Origin of the sequence: Streptomyces sp. NBC_01635, assembly GCF_045209715.1 — a bacterium.
Lineage (GTDB): Bacteria > Actinomycetota > Actinomycetes > Streptomycetales > Streptomycetaceae > Streptomyces > Streptomyces hirsutus.
Genome location: NZ_CP109277.1, coordinates 632,547 through 653,745, shown reverse-complemented (window position 1 = coordinate 653,745; position 21,199 = coordinate 632,547). Strand labels below are relative to the sequence as shown.

Sequence of the window (21,199 nt, the reverse complement as noted above, 5' to 3'; positions counted from 1 at the left end):
GTTGGGTCGGTGAGCGGGTCTTGCGTCAGGCGGGCCGGGGGAGCGGGGGAGGGGCGCTCACCACGGCGGCCGGTAGCCGGTGGTGATCTTCCGGCCCGTGTGCCGCCACTTGGGCTCCTTGTCCACGGTCCGCGCGGTGATGCCGCGCAGCTTGCGGACGACCGCCCCGTAGGCGCCGCTGGCCGTGCTGGAGAGCTTGGCGCCGGGGGGCTCGTCCATGAACGGCATGAACTTGTCGGGGAAGCCCGGCATGGTGCAGGCGATGCAGATACCGCCCACGTTCGGGCAGCCGCCGATGCCGTTCATCCAGCCGCGCTTGGGCACGTTGCACTTCACGACGGGCCCCCAGCAGCCGAGCTTCACCGAGCACTTGGGGGAGTCGTAGGAGGTGGCGAAATCGCCCTGCTCGTAGTAGCCGGCGCGGTCGCATCCCTCGTGCACGGTGGCCCCGAACAGCCAGGTCGGGCGGAGCTTGTCGTCCAGCGGGATCATCGGCGCGGACCCGGCGGCCTGGTAGAGCAGGTACGTGAGGGTCTCGGCGAAGTTGTCGGGCTGGATGGGGCAGCCCGGCACGCAGACGATCGGCAGACCCGCCTTGGACTTCCAGTCCCAGCCCAGGTAGTCGGGCACCCCCATGGCGCCGGTCGGGTTCCCCGCCATGGCGTGGATGCCGCCGTAGGTCGCGCAGGTGCCGATGGCCACGACCGCCAGCGCCTTCGGAGCGAGCCGGTCGATCCATTCGCTGGTGGTGATGGGCTGGCCCGTCTCGGGGTTGTCCCCGAAGCCGCACCAGTACCCCTCCTTCTTGATCGACTCGTTCGGGATGGATCCCTCGACCACGAGGACGAACGGGTCGATCTCGCCGCGCTCGCCCTTGAAGAACCATTCGATGAACGTGTCCGCGCCGCCGACCGGCCCGCACTCGAAGTCGATGAGCGGCCAGTGCACGGCGATCTTCGGCAGCCCGGGCAGGGCGCCCAGGGCGATCTCCTCGATGCTGGGCTGCATGGCCGCCGTCAGGGCGACCGAGTCGCCGTCGCAACTCAGCCCGGCGTTGATCCAGAGGATGTGGATCGGTTTCTCGTCCGTGCCGACTGCGCCGGACGCCTCGGGCTCCTCGCTGGTGGCCGGGGTTGCTGCGTTCATCAACGCCTCCTGGGAGGAATACGGCAGAGCCGGTTGATCGGCCGGGTTCCTTGCTAAGCGTCGACCCGCTCGCCCGCCTCCGCACCCGTGGAGGCGGGGCCGGCAGGAGCCGATTCCTTGCGTACGAACGCCCGGCGCAGCGCGTGGTACGGCGCGTCGGGTTCGAGGAAAATTCTGCGCATGCGGGCGAGTTCCCGCTCGCGTACCGCCGCCAGCGGGGTGACGGCCTCCCGGCGCTCGTGCTCCGCCTTCTTCGCGGCGAGGCGTGACTGCGCCCCGGGAGAGCCCGCCCAGCGTTGGGCCAGCCGGGTGACCTCGGCGGTGAAACGGGCGGGAGGGCACTCGACCAACCGGTCGACCAGGCCGATGTCCCGGGCCGAGGCGCCGCTGACCGGCAGCGCCTCCCGGGTCAGCCGCTCGGCCGTCGCGGTGCCGACCCGGCGGGGCAGGCTGTACGTCCAGTACTCGGATCCGTACAGACCCATGCGCCGGTAGTGCGGGTTGAGCACGGAGCCGGAGCGGCACCACACCTCGTCGGCGGCCAGCGCCAGCATGACGCCGCCGGCGGCGGCGTTGCCGCCGATCGCGCCGACGACGAGACGGTCGGTGGTGTTCAGGACGGCCTCGACGAGGTCGTCCATGGCGTTGATGTTGGCCCAGGACTCCGCGGCGGGGTCCGAAGCCGCCTCGATGACGCCGAGGTGGATGCCGTTGGAGAAGAAGTCGCGGGCGCCGCCGAGCACCAGCACGGCGGTGGGCCGGTCGCAGGCCGCCCGGTAGGCGTCCAGCAGACGTCGGCAGTGGTCGGTGGACATCGCTCCGCCGGGGAACGAGAAGGACAGCACTCCCACCGGCCCCTCTTCCCGGTAACGGATGTCCGACCAGCCGGCGTCGTCCGCGCAGGGCAGTACGGGAGCGGGCAGGTCCGGCAGCCGCGGCAGCCGTCCGGCCAGGGCGTGGACGGCGGGCAGCTTGCAGGCCCTCGGTACGCCGGCACCGGTACGGGCCCGCAGTTCGGGAATCCAGACCGCGCCGTCCGCAGTGGCCCGGCAGATCGCGCCCGCCCGGGTCGCCAGCAGCTCGCCGGGCCGCCCGCGCAGGCCGCGCTCGGCGTGGCCGCCGTGCAGGAACCACTCCCCGCCGAGCAGCTCGTCCAGGACGCCGGGCTGGGAGTCGGCGGCGCGCAGCTTGCGCAGGACCGTCTCGGTCGCATCGTCGGTCCACGCGATGCGGCGCGTCTCCTGGCGCATCGGAGGGCGGGTCCGGGCACCCGGCGTGCTCGGCAGGGTGCGCTGGTCGAGAGGGGTGCAGTCGCCGGACGCGAACCGCTCCACCGCCGTCAGCACCGCGTCGAGAGCCGCGTCGGACAGCTCGTTGCGGTACAGGTCGCTCTTGCCCGCCCGGGGCACGGGGAAGGCCGCCGTGGCCCAGACGGGCCCCGCGTCCATCTCCTCCTCGGCCTGGAGGACGGTCACGCCCCACTCCCGGGCGTCCTCGTGGACCGCCCAGTCCAGGGACGACGGTCCGCGGTCCCCGACGGGCCCGGGGTGGACGATCAGACAGGTTCTGGCCGTCCACACCTCTCGCGGTACGACCGTCTTCAGCATGGGCGCCACGATCAGGTCGGGTTCGTGCCGGTCGACGGCGGCGACCACGTCCGGGCTCCGGGGCGTCACCTCCACGGCCACGGCGTGTCCACGGTCGTGCAACTCGGCGTGCACGCGCTGAGTGAGGCTGTTGTACGCGCTGGCGATGAGCAGGATGCGCATGACGACCCTTCCGGGGGACCGCGGCCGTGAGGGTGGGGCGACCGGCTGCCTGCGATCGTCGACCATGGCGGGGTGCGATCGTCGACATGAATCCCGCTTCTCACTCGACAGAGTGACCGCTCCCGCCACGTGGCAGACGGCCCTCGGGCTCGCGCGCTCACGCCGGGACCACCTCCCACGGGCCGTTCGACATGACCGTGAGGGGAGCCGGTGGGAGACTTTTAGTGTCCTGGGCACTCAGGAGACGTGCCGCCTACGACTACGACAGTGGACAGGTGGGCCGAGACATGGCCAAGGAGCGCAAACCGTCGAAACCCTCTGGTGGCGGGGCGAGCCGCCACAAGGGGACCGAGCACCACGGCTGGTCCCCGGACGTCGACGAGACACGGCAGCAGGAGAATCCGAGCGCTCACCGGTCCTTCCACACGGAGGAGCACGCCCCCTCGCGTGGACCGGGGCGCAAGCGCACCGGGGAGGAGCGCACCTCGGTCCCCGGTGACGTCGTGAGCAGCGACACCCGGCGCGGCGAGGAGTACGGGGCCGAGCAGGAGAAAGGCATGCGGAGCACCGGGCGCCGGGGCCGCTCCGGGCGTCCCAGCGGCACGAAGGACGAGGACGCCTTCACCGGGGTCGACCCCGACGACTCCGATACCGGACACCGGCCGGGTTGACGGACGGCGGGCGCACGAGCCCGGCGGGGCCGCCGGGCTCGTGCCGCGTGGCCGGCCCGTGCCCCCGGGCCGATTCCGGGGGCACGGGCCGGCCGCCTCGTCGGCCGTCGCGGGACGTGGTGGAGTCTGTGCTCAGCGCCCGGCCGCGTGCGCTCGGCGCCCGGCCGCGTGCGCTCGGCGCCCGGCCGTCGCGGCGGGCGTCACCGGCATCCCCTCCTCGGTCACGTACTTCGTGCCGTCGTCGTACTTGGTGACGGTGAACGAGTCCAGCACCTCGCCGACCTCCTTGTCGGTGGTCGACCGGTCGTCCCACTCGGCCGCGACGACGGCCTCGTAGTGGAGCTGGTCCGGGGCCGAGTGGTTTCGGGACAGGATCTGGGGCCTACCGGGAATTGACCTGTGGGTTCTGAGGCTTGATCTCGCAGGTCGGTGCGCTGCTCGCCTGCATGGTGTTCTCCGGCAGACCCTTGGCGCTGAGATCGATCATGGTCGGAGCCGGGTCGTAGCACAGGCCGCAGCTGGCTTGAGTCAGTTCGGTCGAACTCCGCTGTGCGGACCTCCTACGAGCCGCTGGAGCCGCTGGCCCGCAACAAGATCAATCCGAAGCGGATCGAGACACACTGGCCCGACACGCTCCGCGTCGCGGGATCGCTGATCACCAACCAGATCCCCGCCTATGACCTGCTGCGGATGCTCGGCCGGGAGGGCCACCCGACCCCGCTCGGGGCGGCGTTCGCCGAGTGCGGGCGAATCGACAAGACCCTGTGCCTGCTCGCCTGGGTCGACCCGATCGACGATACCTACCGCCGCTCCATGAACCGGCAGCTGACCGTCCAGGAGTCGCGGCACCGCCTCGCCCGCGCCATCGCACACGGCGGGAACGGGCAAATCCGTCAGGCATACCGCGACGGCCAAGAAGACCAGCTCGCCGCCCTCGGACTGGTCCTGAACGCCGTTGTGCTGTGGATACACCCGCTACCTGGACGCCGCCGTCACCGCGCTGCGCGACGCCGGAGAGGCGGTGGCCGAGGAGGATGCGAAGCGCCTGTCCCCGCTGCAGAACAGCCACATCAACTTCCACGGCCGCCACGCCTTCGAAGCCGCCTCCCCTCCCAAGGACTGCGGCCCCTACGGGACCGCACCGCCCCTGACGACACCGACAGCGACGCCGAGGACGAGCAGTCCGCGCCGGGTTGCCGAGCGAACGACCCAGGCGACGGGCCTTCGGCCCCGGATCATTGGCGCACGCAGGACGTCCATCCAGCACGGCCGAGAAGGTCTGCTGCAGCTATCCGAACGTTCGGGTTCTCGTCCCGCAGAAGCTCGCGAGCTGCCGACCCGTAGGTGGCCTCGTCGTTGCTGACCCGGAGCAGGTGGACCAGGGCTCGACGTCGAACCCAGTGGTCTCGGTCCTTGAGCGCCGATACCAGCACCTGGGCAGCCTCGCTGTCGAGTTCGGCCAGGATTCGTGCCGCGTCCATCCTCACTCCCCGGTCGGGGTCCTCGGCCAGCGCCTGGACCAGCGCGTCCCGGGCACGGACGGTAAGGGGCTGACGCCCGCCCAGGGTGTAGGCGGCGGTTCGTCGTTCGCCAGGGGAACCCGAGGTGGCCAGGACGGCGATGAGCTCCTCGGAACTTCCGCGGCTCTGGTCGCGGAAGTCGGGGAAGAGCCGGCCCTTCGGCAGCGTGTCGAGCCAATGCTCGTACCAGGTGAGGAAGTCTGGCTGGGGATGGAAGACCGGAGGTGCGGCAAGGTCTCCGAGGTTGGCGTCGAGGAGCCGGCCTCGGGCGGGGCCCGAGATGACCAGCAGTGTCATCTCCAGGCAGCCGCGATGGACGACGGTGTGGGTGCCGGCGTACGGGCTGTCCTGCGCGTCGCGGAGCCGGGCCCAATCAGCGGCGACGGAGTCGGTCGGTTCCAGCGCGAACACGCGTCCAAGTCGCTGGCCGGCGGTAGGGAGGTCGTGGGCAGACCAACGCGTCAGAGGGAGTAGTCCGTAGTCGGGTCCGATGCCCCCGTTCCCGATCTCGCGCAGGAACGTGCGATAGCTACGGGGAAGACGGGCGCCGTGAGCTGCCTCATAGGCAACCACTCGCTCTTCACTGAGAGGGGTACCCAAGCGTTGACCGCCAGCCGCCCGCACGAAGGTGCGCGGGCGAGGAACGGGCTCCGTACAGGCAGCGGCCAGTTTGGATCGGATGCGGGCGACGGTGTCGTCCATGACAGCTTCTTCCAAGAGGCGGCATCACCTGATGGGAGGCCGCGTTCGCCGACATCCTATGCAAGAGATCTCCCCGGGGAAGATCCGACCGTCCTTTCGCGACCTCTTGGTCGAGTCCGTTTGAGGAACCCCCGACGAACAATCGTGATCTTGCTTGACGGGGGCGATCGACCTGCGCTGACGGCGTCTCCTTCAGGGTGTCCGGTGATCTGTACGTTGAGCGGGGGCTTACCGTACGCTCCGGGCATGAGTGAACGCGTCGGCTGCGCGAGATGCAGTCCGGACAAGCAGGATCTCACCGCCCAGCGCGAGATCCTCCTCAACTTGGACGTCCCCGAGGACCGGATCTACCTTGACCACGGACTGACCGGAACCAACCGCGACCGGCCTGGCCTGGCCCAGGCCCTCGCGGCCGTGCGCACCGACGACACCCTCGTCGCCCCGAAGCTCGACCGCCTCGCACGCTCACTTCCCGACGCCCGCGACCTCGCCGAGCTCTTCTCCGTCAGCCGCGCCACGGTCTACCGCGTCCTTGAACGCCACCGGAACGCACCAGCGCATTCGCCCTCTGTGGGGCTGTGACGTGCTGCCCTACGTCTACCGGGTCACCAAGTACGACCCGGCCGACCGCGATCAGCACGGCCACTACTCCGGCTCCGAGCCGGCGATCAGCGACCACGGACCGGTCGAAGCCGCCTGCCTGCAGGCCGTCGCCGCCTTCGCCGAGGACACCTGCGTCGACCGGATGGCCATCCGCGAGCCGCAGATCGGCGGCTTCGCCCACTTCGGCTGGGAGCCACCGGTCGACGGCTACGGCCCGGCCGACCTGTTCCCGGCTGACCTCATCGGTTTCCACGACGGTGCGCTGGTGCCGATCGCCGTCGGCCTGGAACTCGTCCGGGCCATGCTCCGCGACAGCGGCGCCTGGTGCCGCCTCGAGACGGAGGGAGCGTTCGCGGTGCACATCGGCGGGGACCAGTACCTCTACGTCGGCAGCAGCCACCCCTGCGAAGCGGCGCTGGCCCGCACCCGCTCGCTCGGCCTGTTCCCGGAGCGCCTGGACGCATCGCCGTACGACTTCGCCCCCGACGACCCCCTGCACGAGCAGCGCCCGGCCGACGGCGACTTCTGGGCCCGCCTGCGCTGGACAGTCAGCGCCCACCGCGCCACGTTCCTGGAGGAGACCTACGCCGCGAACGCCTCCCGATGGCACCGCCTCACCCGCGACAACATCGAGGCGGTGCGCGCCCAGTTGACCCCTCGCGCCCGGCTGGCGGTCTGGCCGGACCTGCTCACCGACGTCGACGCGGCCGTGGCCTCGCTGCCCGAAGAGGGCCTGGTGGAAATCCTCCGGGAGGATCAGACCGGGCGGATCACCAGCACGGTCGCGGACGACACCCGGTTCGAGGCAGTGACCTCCGAGATCGCCGGCGCGTGTGCTGCCGGCGTCGTCTCCCTGGCTACCGATGAGCGGCACCCGCTGTTCACCGCTGTACTGCCCGACAGCGACGGTGTTCTCCGCGCGCTGGCAGACCGAGCCGACGCCCAGCGGCCGGGACTGGGCGTTCCTGAAGACACTGCGGCGCGGCCAGGTCGTCACCGGCACGGTGACGACCTATCGCCAGCTTCGGCGTCACGTTCGTGGACATCGGCGGCTTCACCGCGATGATCAACATTCCGGAGCTGTCCTGGCGGCCGATCAACCACCCGTCCGATGTCGTCAGCGTCGGCCAGCAGATCACGGCCGAGGTCCTCGATGTCGACACGGTCCGGGAACGGGTTCCGCTGTCGCTCCGAGCAGTGCAGGAAGACCCGTGGCCGCAGGTGGCGCAGCGGATCGGACAGGTGGTCACCGGACCGGTCACCAAGATCGTGCCGTTCGGCGTCTTCGTGCGCCTCGAAGACCGGGAGGACGGCTTCGAAGGACTCGTGCACACCAGCGAGCTGGATGAATCGACCGGAGACACCGTCGAGGTTGGCGACGCCCTTACCGTGAAGATCATCGATGTCGATCTCGCCCGGCGTCGCATCACCTTGTCTCGGACGCAGGCCCGTAGACCCCGTCATGAGGGAGATCACCGTTCCTGACGAAACGGCTGCCCGCACGCCCAAGGATGACCCCCTCGGACCCGCCTGGTGGACAGAGGACCCCGAGCGCTGGGACCTCCTGCAGTTCGAAGCGGCCCACGACGAGGCTGCTCTGCCCCTTGACCGGTGGTGGAAGGACCGCAGGGACGTCATGGACGCGCTCATCCTCACCCCAGGACCGGTCGACCACGACTTCGCCCGATTTCTGCTGGACCAGGAGACACGGTTCCACCGCCACTGCTGGGGCTTCAGCCACACCATCGAGGCCGCCGCGCTCCTACTCGCCGAGCACCGCCGACCCGATGACGTCTGGCACCTGTGGCAGACGATCACCGCCAGCTTCGATACCTGGTGCGGCCTGCCCCACCGGCTGCTGCTCGCCGGGGGAGGAACGACCCGCACGATCGCCTACGTCGTCGGCTCCGGCCACGAACAACGGGACAACCTGCTGGGACACCTTCAGGAACTCCCAGAAGCGAGCGACGACGACGTCACCGCACTCCTCGCGGAACGCCGCCGCTACTATGCCGACGTCCTCCGCGAGCCGGGCACGACCCCGGAGTCCGGCGATGGCTGAGGAGCAGACCGGCGACGCCCCTGCCGGCTCCGGGCGATGTCGCCGCCTGGTTCGCGCTCGGGACGACGGCAGTCATCATGGACCGGTGACGACGTGGATGCGCTGCTACTGGGACGAGGAAGTCACCTGGTACTACTTCGAGGTCGATGCCGAAGGATGGGTGACCCGGCAGGTCGAACTCCAAGGTTCTGAGCCGGCCCCGATCACAGCTGCCTCCCTTGAAGAGTGGCAGCGAGCCCAGCAGGCAGGTGCCCTGGCCGAGTACGAGAAGCAGTACGGAGTCACCGCAGAACTCCCTGTCTCGCAGTGGGAGGACTGCGAACCTGATCAGCTGACCTCGCAAGAGTTCGAGGAAGTCTGGGATGCAGCCCGTCAGGAGATCGCAGCCCGCTGACCTCTCGTCCCTCGGAGGCTTCTTGACATCATCTCGGCATGACCGCGGCTCTTCCCCGCACCGTCCGAGCCGTCGGCACCGACTGTCGGGGTACGGGCTCATCCGCAGAGCGAAGTACAAGATCACGTACACAGTGACGACGACCGGGACGCGGTATGTCAGAGGGTGGTCCGCCAGCGGGGTGCCTCGTCGTCGGGCTGGTGCGGGCCGGCGAAGTGGAAGGGCACGTTGAAGTGTTCTGCCAGGGCGGTGCCGGTTTCCCTGGCTTCCTGCGCCTCCGGCCAGGGCGGTACCTGCCCGTTGAGGACCCGCAGATCCGACCCGTGACGGATCCAGGTCAGGTCGTCCTCCAGGCCCCGGCTCCCGTCATCGCGAAGGCGCTCGGCTCTCACGACAGGACAGCCACCCGCCCGGTCACCGGAGCCGGAGGAACATGGAGTCGATACGCCCCCGGCGACCACCAGCGATGAAGCGCGGTACTCACGCTGGGTTCGCTGAGCCTCGTTCGTCCTCAACGTGGACGACGTGAAGCTCGGTGCCGTCCCGGTGGCGCTTGGAACGTCCGAACAGCCCGACAGCGATCTTCGACTGATCCTGAGGCTCATCAGGGCCGACATAGGTAAGAACGTCGTTGTGATGCCCGGTGACGACCCATCCCTCGGCGTCCTTGAGGTCGATCACCCCAAAGTCTCCTGCCGAAGATCCGGCATGCGCAGGGCCGAACTTCTTCAGGAGGTCGGTGGCCTGTTCAGCAAGCTTCCCTTCCGGAGCGGTCAGCACGACACAAGTGCCATGCTCGAACAGCACCCACGACTTGCGAGGGTCGGTGAGAAGCCGCTGCCAGACGTTTATCAGCATCTCGGTGTTCACGCCGGTCATCATGCCGCAGAGCACCGACACAGGGTGACGATCGGCCGACGGGCTACGGCGAATAAGCGACTCCTGAACATGCGGGTCTACCAGTCTCGGCCCCGTGGTCCTGCGTGGCCCTGATGCCCTGGAACGTGGAGGTGTGACCGGCGCGGACTGCCTGCGTCGCACCGTTGCGGGTCCACACGGTGTCGTCCTCGGGGCGAGTTCGTCGTACTTCGGCCCCGAGACGGGCACCGTGCAGACGGGCCCGGTCGTCACGCCGGGCGTGCCGGTGGCGTCCTCGTCGGCGAACCCGCGGGCGTACACGTGGTCGTGGCCCGTCAGCACCGGTCGATGCCGCTGCTCTGGAACACGGGGAGCCAGGCGTCGCGCACCGCCTTCTCGTCGCGGCCCTCGGCACCGGAGAAGACCGGCTGGTGGAAGACCGCCACCGCCCACTTGCCCGGGTTGTCCTCGACGGCCGCGTCCAGCTGGCGGCCCTGCACGTCCAGCCAGAGTTTCCCGGGATCGGGGCAGTTCTCCGTGCACGCTGGCAGGTCGTCCGGGGTCATCAGCCGGCGCGCGTCACCCGTGCCGGCGCTGAGGGAGAGGAACCGCACCCCCTGGTAGTCGGTGTGGTACGCGGTCTCGGCGGGCGCCTTCGCCATGTGCGCCTCGTGCGCCGTCCGCTGCCGTTCGGCAGGCTGTCGTCACGGGCCGGGGTGCCGCGCGGACCGATGCCCGGGTGCTCGAACATCGACTTCCACAGGGCGGGAACGCCTCTGCTCTCGATGGGTGCGACAACGGTGTCCGTGCGATTTCCGAGGCCACTGCGGATCACGTGCCTACAGTTCAACTCCCGTAGTACGCAGGAGGGAAGACCTCGGGAAAGACCGAATGAACACCGGGAGGAGCGACGCGTGCATGCCCCGAAGGGCGGGGAGCGCACAGGGAGTCGTGCGTCCGCGCGTACGGCGACGAGGCCCGCCTTGTAAAGTTCGGTGATCCGGGCCACGCAGTGCCCGACGCCGTCAGGAGAGCGCCATGGCCAAGGTCACCGTCACACTCGACGCCGAACTCGTCGTGGAAGTCATGGTCCTGGCCGGAGTCGGGTCGCCCCAGGACGCCGTCGAGGTCGTGGTGCGGGACTACATCGCCCGCGGTCACCGGACGGAGGAACGTACCGAACTCACGGACCGGAACCTGCGCGAGACGGACGTCAAGCCGCAGGAGCCGCAGGGCTGAGCCCGGGTGCGGGCCCCGGGCGGGGGCCCGCACCACCGGAACTCCTCGCGGTGCGCCGGGCTTCGGCCCGTCGGCAGGTCAAGGGGGCCGGATGCCCGCCGGGCGGGCGGGGCGTCCGAAGCGGGCGGGGACGCCCGGCGAGTGGAGGACGCTCACGGGGCCGCCCACCGGCTTCGGCAGGCCCGCCGCCGTCACCAGGTCCTCCTCGCACTCGACCACCTCGGCGCGGTGCAGGGACCAGCGGGGGTGGGTGTTGGGCAGGTACGTCGACCGGCCGAAGAAGGCGCCGTGCAGGCCCCAGCGGGCGGTCAGGAAGTGCTCCAGCCCGGTGGGTTCCCCGATCCGCTCGCCGACCCGCACGGTGATGCGGCTGTGGGCGCCGCGAGGACCGGGCCGGCGCCGGGAGCTGGTGTACGTGACGGTGTCGCCGCTGTGCCGGACGGCCATACGGGACCAGAGGTAGGGCATCCGGAAGCCGATCCGGGCGACCGTCACGGGCAGCAGGCGGGAGGCGTCCAGGGAGAGGAACACCACGCCCCGGCGCCCGTGTTCGTCCACCGAGTAGAGACGGACGTTGGTCTCGGGGAAGGTGCCGAGGTAGGGAAGACCGGGGAGGCGCAGCCATCCGACCCGGTGCATCCGGAAGGCGACCAGCCCGACGTAGGTGACGCCGTCCAGGGTGTCGGGCACGGTGCCGGGCGGCAGCAGCGGGGCCACGTCGGCCGGGTCCACGGCCCAGTGGAGGAAGGTCAGGTCGAGCCACGACTGGGTGAGCAGCGGCCGTGCGATCGCTTGGGGCGGGTCGGCGGTTATGGGTTCCGGGAACCCCGAGGGCGGGGGCGGGGCCGGCGGCATCGCAGCAGTGTCCCAAGTGCTCGGGAAGGGCCCGCTGCCGGGGGCACGAGGCGTGCGGCCGGCTCACTACACACGTCGTACGAAGCACGCAGGAGTGGCGGCCGTGGTGACGGCCGCCGCTCCTGCGAACTCACCCGGATCGGGGCGCGGTTGTCACTTCACGCCGAGGCCCGCGTCGTCCACCTCTTCCTTGCCCTCGGCCTCGAGCACCTTGTTCAGCGGTGTCAGGTCGTAGATGCCGTCCAGAGTGGGCTGCTCCAGCAGGCCGGCCTTCACCGCGTGCCGCGCCTGCGAGTCGAGCGTGGAGGCCAGCGGGTCGTCCAGGAAGGTGATGGATTCCCAGGCCGGGTCGAGGACGTCCTTGGGCAGGGCCTTGCCGGACAGCTCCTCGAGGGCCTTGTTCGCGGACGCCTTGGCCTTGTCGGGGTTGGCCTTGATCCAGTCGTTGGTCTTCACCGAACCGCGCAGCACGGCCTCGACGACGTCCGGGTGCTCCTTGAGGAACTTCTGCGACACGATGATGTTCGTGATCACGAACTTCTTGTCCGGCCACAGGTCGGCCTCGTCGAGCAGCACCTCGGCGCCCTCCGCGACCAGCCTGGACGCCGTCGGCTCCGGGACCCAGGCGCCGTCGATCGAACCGGACTTGTAGGCGTCGGGTGCCACCTTGTTGTCGGTGCGGACGACGGAGACGGCGCCCTTGCCGCTCTGCGCGTTGACCTTCCAGCCCTTCTCCGCGATCCAGTTGAGGAACGCGACGTCCTGGGTGTTGCCGAGCTGCGGGGTCGCGATCTTCTTGCCCTTGAGGTCGTCCTCGGACTTGATCCTGTCCGGGTTCACCACCAGCTTCACGCCGCCGGAGGCGGAACCGCTGATGATGCGCAGGTTCTTGCCCTGAGACTTGGCGAATCCGTTGATGGAGGGGGAGGGGCCGATCCAGCCGATGTCGATGGAGCCGGCGTTCAGCGCCTCGATCTCGGACGGTCCGGCGTTGAAGGTCGCCGACTTGATCCTGGTGGCGCCGAGCTCCTTCTGCAGCAGGCCCTCCTCGATACCCACCAGCGCGTTGGCGTGGGTGAGATTCGGGAAGTAGCCGAGCTTCACCTCGTCGACGGACAGCTTCTCGGCGTCCGCCGCGACCTCGGACTGCTTGCCGTCGTCGGTGGACTCGGAGCCGTAGCCGCACGCGGTGAGCAGGAGAGGCAACGTCGCGGCGACGGCGATGGCGCGCAGGAGGGTGAGCGGTCTGGCGGCAGACACGGAGGTGTCCTTTCAGGAAGGGTGAGAAGACGGAAATGGCAGGGTGCGGCGGCGGGCCGGCCGGAGCGCATCGACGGGTGGCCGGGCGCCGGGCCCTGGCTCACGGCCGGGCAGGACGTACGGCGCGGACGGACGGGAGGGCCGCCGGGCGGGGCCGGGGCGGGCAGGAGCGCAGCGGTGAGCTGCGCAGAGCCCGCGCGCCCCGTGAGCGGGTCGCCTCAGGCGTGCCGGGAGGCGGACGGTCCGCTGACGGACCGTCCGGAATCCGACGGCCCGAAGTCGGGCTGCCCGGAGGGGGAGTGCTGGGGCGCGGAGCGACGACAGATGGCGCTCGACGTGCGGCCGAAGTCGATGTGGCGGCGCGAGGTCAGGCGGGGCAGCGGGCGAGCCGCACGGTCGAGCGTACGTACGGCCATGACCACCCCCTGATCCCTAGGTTTCCTACCTGGTTGCTAGGGATCGTGGCAGAAGACGACGCCCGCCCCAAGGGGGTGTTCATATGCTGGATGGAGTCATCCCGCGATCTGATATTCGGCCGGTCGGCCGGTGTTTCAGGGGTTCATCCAGGCGTCCGGGACGTCGGTCAACGCCGCGACGTCGGCGGGCAGTTCGGCCGCGGCGACGTCGGCCAGCGACACACCCTCGAGGATCTCGCGCACATTGGACCGCAACGCGATCCACAGGGGCAGCAGCGACTGGGCCGGCCCGGAGTAGGACAGGTCCGGTGGGCGGACCCCGCGCACCGAGACCAGCGGCCCGTCCACGACACGTATGACATCGGCGATGCTGATGGACTCGGCCGGCCTGGCGAGCCGGTACCCGCCGTTGCCGCCGCGCCGGCTGAGGACGAGACCGCCCCGGCGCATGTCGTTCAGGATGCCTTCGAGGAACTTGTGCGGAATGTCCTGGGCGCCGGCGATGGCCTCGGTCTTGAGGGGAGCGTCGTCCCGTGAGGCGGCGAGCTGCAGCGCGGCCCGTACCGCGTAGTCCGCCCTGGCTGAGATCCGCATGTCCGTAGTATCCCGCACGCCGCGGCCGGTGTCCGGCGCGGGCCCCGGACGATCAGGCCGGCAGGACGAACGGCGGGTACGCGCCGTTGAGGAAGTAGTCGCCGATGTCGCGCAGCCGGTGGGAGACCGGCTCGTACAGGGTGTGGGCCCTGGCGTTGCGCCAGAACCGGTCGAAGCCCAGCCGTGCGGACACGGAGCGGGCGCCGATGATGTCGAGGGCGCGGGACGTGGACTCCTGCGCGGCCCTGGACGCGGCGGCTTCCGCCATCGCCACGAGGACGGAGATCTCCGCGTACTCGCCGTAGGCGAGCCCTTCTCCGCGCTCCAGCCCCGTCAGTAAGGCGTCCACCGCCTGGTCCGTGAGCGCGGCCGCGGAACGGGTGAGGACGGTGAGTTCCCCGAACGCGGTGAGCGTCTGCGGATCCCGGGGCGGTTCGGCGGGCCAGGCGGAATGCCAGGGCCACTGCCCCGACCTGCTGTACTCGCGGGCCTCGGCGAGCACGCCCTCGGCCAGACCGAGCCGGAGCTGCACGGAGAGGAGGCGGCTGACCGGGGACGCCAGCGCCGTCAGGGGCGACAGGACGTCCTCGTCCGCGGACAGGGAACCGAGGACGTCGTCGGCGGTGACCGGAACGGCGTCGAACTCCATGGACCCGCCGGCCGCCAGCCGCTGGCCGAAGGTGTCCGCCTCCCCGTCGACCCTCACGCCGGGCAGGGCCGGGTCGACCGTGACGGCCAGTGGTTCACCGGTGTCGGCCCGGACGGCGCGCACGGCGAGCCGGTCGGCGACCAGGACCCCGGCGGCGAAGCTCTGCCGGCCGTCCAGCACCTGCCCGCCGGCCTTCCCGGTCAGTGTCAGCGGGGGCTCCTGGTGGGCGAAACCGCCGCCCCAGCACCACTGCTCCGCCGCCGACCGCCGCTCGATCCGCGCGGCACGGGCCGGATCGGTGAAGAACCGGGCGCTCCACGACAGGAAGTAGTGCGAGCCGAGCAACTGGCCGATCGCGCCGTCGGCAGCGGCTACCTCCCGGACGACGGCGTAGGCCGTACGCCAGTCCGCGCCTCCGCCGCCGAACCGGGCCGGCACCAGCAGGGCCAGCAGTCCCGCCTCGCGCAGCCGGGACACCTCGTCGACGGGGGCCTTGCCCGCCTGTTCCCTGGCCGCCGCGTCGGTGGCCAGGTCGTCCGCCGTCTCGCGGGCGACGCGCAGCCAGTGCGCGCGGTCCGGCCCGGTCCGGTCGGAGTCCTGCCGGCCGAAGGAGTGCCGGTCGAGGTCCTGGACGGGGCCGGCCGGCGCGGGGGCAACGCCCATGGCGGTGGTCTCCTCGAGGTCGGCCGCTCGGCGCGGCGCAGGCACGCGGTGCGGAACCTGGATTCCGCTCCTCATCCTGTGCACCCGCGCCGTGCCTCGTCAACACTTCCCTAGTAAATCGATAGGGAAAGTGGGGAAGGGGAATCGGTTATCGGTCACGCCGGCCCCCGGGCGCGCTCCGGGCGTCCAGTGCCGTCCAACACGGCCCGTCGATCGTAGGTTTCCAACGCCCAGCCGTGTCAACCATGTTCGACAGCGGCACGGCGACGGTCCGCTGTCCGGGAGGCAGTTGACGAGAAGCGCGATGTACTGCTCAATGGGTCGCATGAACGCCGCGCAGCACTTGGTGACTCGCGACCACATCGACTTCGGTCGTGTGTGGTCCGCCCAGTGTTGCGTCTGACGCGGCAGCGGGCCGTCCGACCGGCCTGTCCCTTCCCCGGCGCTCCCGTCGTGGGGCCGGATCCCCTTCCGCGCGGAACCGCCGTCAGCGGGCGTCGAGAAGACCCGACGCCACACCCTGAGTTCGGTGACGGCCGGTCCCGCCGGACCTGACACGCGCTGCCGCCGCCCCGTTCCACCCCGGTCCCGGCTCATGCCCGACGTCGTCACACCTGCTCGGCCCACCCCGGCACCCAGTACACCGGAGCGCCGCCGGACCCGGCTGCGCGGATGGCGGCTGCCCCCCCGGATTCCGTGCGCTCCTCCCCACCGTCCCCTGCTGCTTCCCCGCCGCCTTCATACCGCCCCGAGCCGCCTCAGCACCGTTTCCATGCAGGCCGGCGGCGTCCCGGAACCCGAGGAAAGGCCCTTTCCCATGCCCGTGGAGTTCCTTGGCATCGCAGCCACCAACGACGGCACCGGCAACTTCGGCGTGACCGGCGAGCGTCTGAAGACCGTCGACTTCGTCACCTACATCAACGACGGCCAGGGCTTCGCCGTGGCCAAGGGCAACAAGGCCCTCGGGAAAAGGGTCACCGACCTCCTCCAGTTGTGCGGGCTGACCATCGGCACCGGTGCCGGCACCACCTTCGAGGCGACCCTCGCCGCGCAGAAGGGCCGGTGTGCCGAGGCCGGCCGGAAGCCGTACGACGTGAAGGTCTACGCGGAGAACGCGGCGACCCTCACCGCGCTCCAGCAGGGTCGTATCGACGTGATCATGTCGACGATCAACGGTCTGCGCCACCAGGCGGCCCAGCCCGCGTCGCGGACCACGTTCCTCGGTGAGTTCCACCGGCTCGACGTCGGCTTCGCCTTCAAGAAGGGCTCCCCGCTCACCAAGGCGTTCCAGGCCGCCGTCAACGAGCTGATCGAGAACGGCACTTACCTCCGGATCCTGAAGAAGTGGGGCACCGACGCCTCCGCGATCGGGACCTCGCGGATCAACCCGCCCGAACACACCTGACGAGTGAGCAGGAACGCCACGATGGGACTCCCCACCGAATCCACCGCCGCACCGCCCGGCGCGTCCTCCCCGGGCCGCGGCCGCCCCTCGGCCGCACCCGCCCCGGACGATCCGGGCTCGTTGAAGGTCGTCCCCGCACGCCACTACGCCCGGTGGACCGCGACCGTCGCCGTGGCCGTCCTGGTCGCGCAGTTCGTGCACGGGATGGCCACCAATCCCGTCTGGGAATGGGCCGTCTTCGGTGACTACGTCCTCTCGGAGACCATCGTCCAGGCGGTGTGGGTCACCCTCCAGCTCACCGCCTACGCCACGGTGCTGGGTTTCCTCCTGGGGACCGTCCTCGCCTTCATGCGACTGTCCCGCAGCCCGCTGCTGCAGACCGTCGCCTGGACCTACATCTGGATCTTCCGGTCGATCCCGATGATCGTCCAGCTGGTGTTCTGGTTCAATCTCAGCGCTCTGTACAAGGAGTTGGGCGTCGGTGTCCCCTTCGGACCGGTGTTCTGGTCCGTCGACAGCAACAGCCTGATCGGCACCATCGGTGCCGCCGTCATCGGGCTGACACTGCATCAGGCCGCCTACGCCGCCGAGATCGTCCGGGGTGGAGTCGTCTCCGTCGACCCGGGACAGCTGGAGGCCGCGGCCGCCCTGGGCATCCCGCGGCTGCGCCAGATCCGGCGGATCGTGCTGCCGCAGGCGATGCGCGCCATCCTGCCCACGGCCGGCAACGAGATCATCGGCCTGCTCAAGGGCACCTCGGTCGTCTACGTCATGTCCATCGGCGAGCTGTTCTACCAGGTACAGGTGATCTACGGCCGCAACGGCCGGGTGATCCCCCTGCTGCTGGTCGCCACCGCCTGGTACGTGGTGCTGACCTCGCTGCTGTCGGCCGCGCAGTACTACGTGGAACGGCACTACGCGCGGGGCGCCGACCGCACTCCGCCGCCCACCCCGCTCCAGCGCGCCCGCCGCCTGATCCGCACCCTGCGCGCGGCCGCGGCACAGCGCGAACAGCCCGTCGTACCACCGAAGCCCCTGGGAGGCAGCCGATGAGTGCGGTGACGAGCGAGCCGACGGACCCGGTGACGCGTCAGGTCATGGTGGACGTCCACGGCGTCCACAAGAGCTTCGGCCCGCTGGAGGTGCTGCGCGGCGTCGACCTCCGGGTACGCACGGGCGAGGTCACCGTGATCCTCGGCCCGTCCGGCTCCGGGAAGTCCACGCTCCTGCGCACCATCAACCATCTGGAGAAGGCCGGCCAGGGCTGGATCGCCATCGACGGCGAACTCGTCGGCTACCGCAGCTCGGGCGGAAAGCTGTACGAGCTCAAGGAGAAGGACGTCCTCAAACAGCGGACCGGTATCGGGTTCGTCTTCCAGAACTTCAACCTCTTCCCGCACCTGACCGTGCTGGAGAACCTCGTCGAGGCACCGGTCTCCGCGCTGCGCCGCTCGCGCAGGGAGGCCGAGGCCACGGCCCGGCGGCTGCTCGCGCGGGTCGGGCTCGACGACAAGGCCGACGCCTATCCGCGGCAACTGTCCGGCGGCCAGCAGCAGCGGGTGGCCATCGCCCGCGCGCTCGCCCTCGAACCGAAGGTGCTGTTGTTCGACGAACCCACCTCGGCGCTCGACCCGGAACTCGTCGGTGAGGTCCTCGACGTCATCAAGGACCTGGCCCGCACCGGAACCACCATGATCGTGGTGACCCACGAGATCGGCTTCGCCCGCGAGGTCGCCGACACCGTGGTGTTCATGGACGGCGGGGTCGTCGTGGAGCAGGGGTCGCCCGCGGCCGTGCTGGACGCTCCGCGGCACGAGCGCACCCGGGCCTTCCTCTCCAAGGTCCTCTGACCCGCCGCATCCGGCCTCCCCTTTCCCCTTCTCGTCTCCTCCTTCCCTTCCCTTCCCTTCTTCTCTTCCTTCGTCTTCTTCTCTCCGTCCCGCACCCAAGGAGTACGCCCATGACCGCCTCGCCCGTCCGCCGCACCGCCGCCGCGCTGGGACTCACCGCCGTCCTCGTCGGCCTCGCCGCCTGCGGCAATCCCTCGGACGGCGGGACCACCGAGGTGAAGCAGACGTCCGGCGCCCTCACGAAGATCAACCTGAGCCCGGACCAGAACCGCGTCACCACCCGAAAGGTGGACTCCATCGCCGCACAGGTGCCGGAGGAGATCCGCGGCAGAGGCACGCTGGAGGTCGTCAACTCCTCCGGATCCGCAGCGCCGTTGACCTTCCACGCCACCGACAACAAGACCGTCATCGGCGTCGAGCCGGACATCGCCTCGCTGGTCGCCGACGTCCTCGGCCTCGAACTGCGGCTGAACCCCGTCTCCTGGGAGAACATCTTCGTCGGCCTGGACAGCGCCAAGTACGACGTCGGCTTCAGCAACATCACCGTCACCGAGGAACGCAAGGAGAAGTACGACTTCGCCACCTACCGCGAGGACAACCTGGCGTTCGAGGCGAAGAAGAACAGCGGCCTGAAGATCGCCGGGGCCGAGGACGTGGCGGGCAGGACCGTCGCCGTGAGCAGCGGCACCAACCAGGAGAAGCTGCTGATCGAGTGGAGCAAGGACAACGAGAAGGCCGGCCGGGAGCCGGTGGACATCAAGTACTACCAGAACGACAGCGACATGCATCTCGCGCTCCAGTCCGGCCGCATCGACCTCTACCTCGGTCCCAGCCCGACCTCCGCCTATTACGCGGCCACCACCGGCAGGACCGAGGTCGTCGGCTCGTACTCCGGTGGCGGCGCCACCCTCCAGGGCCTCATCGCGGCCACCACGAAGAAGGACAGCGGCCTGGTCGACGCGCTCGCCGGCGCGATCGACGAGATCATCGACAACGGTACGTACGCCGAGGTGCTGGAACGCTGGGGGCTGACCGACGAGGCGGTGACCGACTCCGAGATCAACCCGGCCGGCCTGCCCACGACCAACAAGTAGGCGCCGGACGGGCACCCGGACGCACTCCGCGCTCCCCGGCAGACCCAGGGCGCCCGGCTCAGGGTGTCCACAGGGTGCCGTGGTCACCCTGTGGACGCCTCTTGACGCGGAGCGCGGCCGGCTCGACACTCGATGAAGGATTCCTAGTGAACAGGTAGGGAAGCATGGGGCGCCTCGAACCGGTCACCAGCCGAGTGAGCCGCGCGCCCCGACGGTCGCTTCTTCTGACCTCCCGCCGTCACATCGATCTGCTGCGCGTCTGCAGCGCCATCGGATCCTTCGCCTAGCCGGCCTCGCCTCCGCGCGTCCACACCCCACCGCTCCGCACTCACGGGCCCCCGCCCGTCGCCGTGCCGGTGTGCCACGCGCCCCTGCACAGACGACGTTTCCTCCGCGCCCCGTCCGCGCGCCTGCCCTGGGGAGAGCCATGTCCGTCATCTCGCCCGCCACGCACACGCCCGCGCCGTCCGCCTCCGCCTTCCGGGGCCGGATCGGCCGGGACGCGCGCAGCGGTCACTACGCCGTGCCGCGCCGCTACCGCCTCCACCTGTCCACCGCCGACCCCGCCTGTCTGCGCATCGCCATCACGCACACCCTGCTCGGCCTCGACGACGCCTGCGCGGTCACCGTCCTGCCCGCCGTCCCCGACCTCCCGGACGGCGGGTACACCGAGCTGTCCCCGCTGTACGACGCCAGTGCCCACCGCTACACCGGACCGGCCCTGGCACCGGTGCTCAGCGACGACTGGTCGGGGAGGATCGTGAGCACCCACGCCCCCGACATCGCTCGCGACCTGGCCCGGCGGTTCGACGGCGGCCGCTCCGCGGCGTACCCGTGCGGCGCGGAGTCGGAGCTCGAGGCCGTGGAGCGCATGTGTGCCCAGGGCATCGACGAGGCGGCACGCTCCGCGGGGTCGGCCGCGGGCGACCCCGCCGAGGCGCTCGGCACCCTGCTGCGCACGCTGGGCTCACTGAACAGCTGGCTCGTCGACCGCGACCACATGATCCGCGACCGGATCACCGTGGCGGACGTGGAGCTGTGGGTCACCCTGGTCCAGCTCGACACCGTGCACCGTCACCACCTCGACGCCGAGGCCGTACGGGACATCGCCGCGTACGAGACCCTGTGGACCTACGCCCGCCGGCTGGCCGGCCACCCGGCCTTCGGCGGCCACCTCGACGTCGACGCCATCGCCCGCCGCCACCACGCCCACTGCCGTGCCCCGGCGGCCACCGGAACCGCCGTGCCGATCGTCACCTGGCCCGACCGTGCCCTTTCGGGCGCGTACACCGCCGGCCCTTGACCCCGTCCGGCCGCGGACCCCGGCCGCCCCGGCGTCCGCGCCAGACTGCCGTACCCGAGAGGACTCCGTTCCCTTGGCCCACCCCATCGACCTCGACGACGAGGCACCCGCCCCGCCCGCACCCGCCCCGCCCACACCCGCCCCGG

Annotated in this window: 24 protein-coding genes and 3 pseudogenes; 14 read left to right on the top strand and 13 right to left on the bottom strand. The window is 70.5% G+C overall.

Annotation, left to right across the window (positions count from 1 at the left end; all coding sequences use genetic code 11):
* Nucleotides 1-57 precede the first annotated feature (57 nt).
* Both OHB56_RS03330 and OHB56_RS03325 read right to left on the bottom strand, forming a co-directional pair.
* Nucleotides 58-1,146, bottom strand: coding sequence for a hydrogenase expression protein HypE (locus OHB56_RS03330; RefSeq protein ID WP_406351535.1), 1,089 nt, complete (start codon nucleotides 1,144-1,146; stop codon nucleotides 58-60).
* Between the two features lie 53 nt (nucleotides 1,147-1,199).
* Nucleotides 1,200-2,915 carry a hydrogenase maturation protein gene (locus tag OHB56_RS03325; RefSeq protein ID WP_326756609.1) on the bottom strand — a complete coding sequence of 572 codons (1,716 nt, stop codon included), beginning with the start codon at nucleotides 2,913-2,915 and terminating at the stop codon, nucleotides 1,200-1,202.
* 287 nt (nucleotides 2,916-3,202) lie between these two features.
* Between OHB56_RS03325 and OHB56_RS03320 the strand changes: the two genes are divergently transcribed.
* A complete protein-coding gene (locus tag OHB56_RS03320) occupies nucleotides 3,203-3,586 on the top strand; it encodes a hypothetical protein (protein WP_055596633.1) in 384 nt (127 codons plus the stop codon).
* A gap of 132 nt (nucleotides 3,587-3,718) precedes the next feature.
* Here the strand turns inward: OHB56_RS03320 and OHB56_RS03315 are convergent, their stop codons facing one another.
* A complete protein-coding gene (locus OHB56_RS03315) occupies nucleotides 3,719-3,859 on the bottom strand; it encodes a hypothetical protein (RefSeq protein ID WP_406351533.1) in 141 nt (46 codons plus the stop codon).
* Between the two features lie 231 nt (nucleotides 3,860-4,090).
* Here OHB56_RS03315 and OHB56_RS03310 point away from each other — a divergent pair.
* Nucleotides 4,091-4,732, top strand: a pseudogene (locus OHB56_RS03310) (Tn3 family transposase); the annotation flags it as partial.
* A gap of 89 nt (nucleotides 4,733-4,821) precedes the next feature.
* Here OHB56_RS03310 and OHB56_RS03305 read toward each other — a convergent pair.
* Together OHB56_RS03305 and OHB56_RS03300 are read right to left on the bottom strand one after the other, a co-directional pair.
* The gene (locus tag OHB56_RS03305; RefSeq protein ID WP_406358906.1) at nucleotides 4,822-5,517 is read right to left on the bottom strand and encodes a HEAT repeat domain-containing protein; all 696 of its coding nucleotides are present in this window, start codon (nucleotides 5,515-5,517) and stop codon (nucleotides 4,822-4,824) included.
* 45 nt (nucleotides 5,518-5,562) lie between these two features.
* Nucleotides 5,563-5,808 (bottom strand): annotated as a pseudogene (locus OHB56_RS03300) (SMI1/KNR4 family protein); the annotation flags it as partial.
* Nucleotides 5,809-6,054: 246 nt separating this feature from the next.
* Between OHB56_RS03300 and OHB56_RS03295 the strand changes: the two are divergent.
* The 5 genes from OHB56_RS03295 (at nucleotide 6,055) to OHB56_RS03275 (ending at nucleotide 8,867) form a co-directional block, all read left to right on the top strand.
* Entirely contained in the window at nucleotides 6,055-6,390 is a 336-nt protein-coding gene (locus OHB56_RS03295; RefSeq protein ID WP_406351531.1) for a recombinase family protein, read from the top strand.
* Complete coding sequence (locus OHB56_RS03290) at nucleotides 6,341-7,477, top strand: RNA-binding protein (RefSeq protein ID WP_406351529.1); 1,137 nt, start codon at nucleotides 6,341-6,343, stop codon at nucleotides 7,475-7,477. Before OHB56_RS03295 ends, OHB56_RS03290 begins: the two co-directional genes overlap by 50 nt.
* A complete protein-coding gene (locus OHB56_RS03285) occupies nucleotides 7,450-7,896 on the top strand; it encodes a S1 RNA-binding domain-containing protein (protein ID WP_406351528.1) in 447 nt (148 codons plus the stop codon). The genes OHB56_RS03290 and OHB56_RS03285 overlap by 28 nt, the downstream gene beginning before the upstream one ends.
* Entirely contained in the window at nucleotides 7,874-8,473 is a 600-nt protein-coding gene (locus tag OHB56_RS03280) for a hypothetical protein (RefSeq protein WP_406351526.1), read from the top strand. Before OHB56_RS03285 ends, OHB56_RS03280 begins: the two co-directional genes overlap by 23 nt.
* Before the next feature lie 85 nt (nucleotides 8,474-8,558).
* Nucleotides 8,559-8,867, top strand: a complete 309-nt coding sequence (locus OHB56_RS03275) for a hypothetical protein (RefSeq protein ID WP_406351524.1) — start codon at nucleotides 8,559-8,561, stop codon at nucleotides 8,865-8,867.
* Nucleotides 8,868-9,025: 158 nt separating this feature from the next.
* Here OHB56_RS03275 and OHB56_RS03270 read toward each other — a convergent pair whose 3' ends face one another.
* The 3 genes from OHB56_RS03270 to OHB56_RS03260 all read right to left on the bottom strand — a co-directional run bounded on the left by OHB56_RS03270 (nucleotide 9,026) and on the right by OHB56_RS03260 (nucleotide 10,387).
* Nucleotides 9,026-9,259 carry a hypothetical protein gene (locus tag OHB56_RS03270; RefSeq protein WP_406351522.1) on the bottom strand — a complete coding sequence of 78 codons (234 nt, stop codon included), beginning with the start codon at nucleotides 9,257-9,259 and terminating at the stop codon, nucleotides 9,026-9,028.
* Between the two features lie 88 nt (nucleotides 9,260-9,347).
* Entirely contained in the window at nucleotides 9,348-9,749 is a 402-nt protein-coding gene (locus OHB56_RS03265; RefSeq protein WP_406358904.1) for a hypothetical protein, read from the bottom strand.
* A 311-nt stretch (nucleotides 9,750-10,060) separates the two neighbouring features.
* Nucleotides 10,061-10,387, bottom strand: coding sequence for a hypothetical protein (locus tag OHB56_RS03260; RefSeq protein ID WP_406351520.1), 327 nt, complete (start codon nucleotides 10,385-10,387; stop codon nucleotides 10,061-10,063).
* A gap of 376 nt (nucleotides 10,388-10,763) precedes the next feature.
* Between OHB56_RS03260 and OHB56_RS03255 the strand changes: the two genes are divergently transcribed.
* On the top strand, nucleotides 10,764-10,964 hold the full coding sequence (locus OHB56_RS03255; protein WP_326756612.1) for a type II toxin-antitoxin system VapB family antitoxin: 201 nt from the start codon (nucleotides 10,764-10,766) through the stop codon (nucleotides 10,962-10,964).
* A 78-nt stretch (nucleotides 10,965-11,042) separates the two neighbouring features.
* On the opposite strand, the gene OHB56_RS03250 is transcribed toward OHB56_RS03255, so the two are convergent.
* The 5 genes from OHB56_RS03250 to OHB56_RS03230 form a co-directional block, all read right to left on the bottom strand.
* Nucleotides 11,043-11,819, bottom strand: a complete 777-nt coding sequence (locus OHB56_RS03250) for a YqjF family protein (protein ID WP_406351518.1) — start codon at nucleotides 11,817-11,819, stop codon at nucleotides 11,043-11,045.
* A 153-nt stretch (nucleotides 11,820-11,972) separates the two neighbouring features.
* On the bottom strand, nucleotides 11,973-13,079 hold the full coding sequence (locus OHB56_RS03245) for an aliphatic sulfonate ABC transporter substrate-binding protein (protein ID WP_406351516.1): 1,107 nt from the start codon (nucleotides 13,077-13,079) through the stop codon (nucleotides 11,973-11,975).
* A 218-nt stretch (nucleotides 13,080-13,297) separates the two neighbouring features.
* Complete coding sequence (locus tag OHB56_RS03240) at nucleotides 13,298-13,495, bottom strand: hypothetical protein (protein ID WP_141666134.1); 198 nt, start codon at nucleotides 13,493-13,495, stop codon at nucleotides 13,298-13,300.
* Between the two features lie 135 nt (nucleotides 13,496-13,630).
* Entirely contained in the window at nucleotides 13,631-14,089 is a 459-nt protein-coding gene (locus OHB56_RS03235) for an RrF2 family transcriptional regulator (RefSeq protein ID WP_406351514.1), read from the bottom strand.
* A gap of 52 nt (nucleotides 14,090-14,141) precedes the next feature.
* Nucleotides 14,142-15,401 carry an acyl-CoA dehydrogenase family protein gene (locus tag OHB56_RS03230; RefSeq protein WP_406358902.1) on the bottom strand — a complete coding sequence of 420 codons (1,260 nt, stop codon included), beginning with the start codon at nucleotides 15,399-15,401 and terminating at the stop codon, nucleotides 14,142-14,144.
* An 853-nt stretch (nucleotides 15,402-16,254) separates the two neighbouring features.
* Between OHB56_RS03230 and OHB56_RS03225 the strand changes: the two are divergent.
* The 6 genes and pseudogenes from OHB56_RS03225 to OHB56_RS03200 all read left to right on the top strand — a co-directional run.
* Nucleotides 16,255-16,806: pseudogene (locus OHB56_RS03225) on the top strand (transporter substrate-binding domain-containing protein); the annotation flags it as partial.
* A gap of 21 nt (nucleotides 16,807-16,827) precedes the next feature.
* On the top strand, nucleotides 16,828-17,859 hold the full coding sequence (locus OHB56_RS03220) for an amino acid ABC transporter permease (RefSeq protein WP_406351513.1): 1,032 nt from the start codon (nucleotides 16,828-16,830) through the stop codon (nucleotides 17,857-17,859).
* Nucleotides 17,856-18,656, top strand: a complete 801-nt coding sequence (locus tag OHB56_RS03215) for an amino acid ABC transporter ATP-binding protein (RefSeq protein ID WP_406351511.1) — start codon at nucleotides 17,856-17,858, stop codon at nucleotides 18,654-18,656. Before OHB56_RS03220 ends, OHB56_RS03215 begins: the two co-directional genes overlap by 4 nt.
* Nucleotides 18,657-18,766: 110 nt before the next feature.
* Nucleotides 18,767-19,750, top strand: coding sequence for an ABC transporter substrate-binding protein (locus OHB56_RS03210; protein ID WP_326756620.1), 984 nt, complete (start codon nucleotides 18,767-18,769; stop codon nucleotides 19,748-19,750).
* Between the two features lie 164 nt (nucleotides 19,751-19,914).
* Nucleotides 19,915-20,037: a putative leader peptide gene (locus tag OHB56_RS03205; protein ID WP_326756621.1), complete on the top strand. Its 123-nt coding sequence runs from the start codon at nucleotides 19,915-19,917 to the stop codon at nucleotides 20,035-20,037.
* A gap of 140 nt (nucleotides 20,038-20,177) precedes the next feature.
* Nucleotides 20,178-21,053 (top strand): glutathione S-transferase family protein, encoded by an 876-nt coding sequence (locus OHB56_RS03200; protein ID WP_326756622.1) that lies wholly within the window; start codon nucleotides 20,178-20,180, stop codon nucleotides 21,051-21,053.
* Nucleotides 21,054-21,199 lie beyond the last annotated feature (146 nt).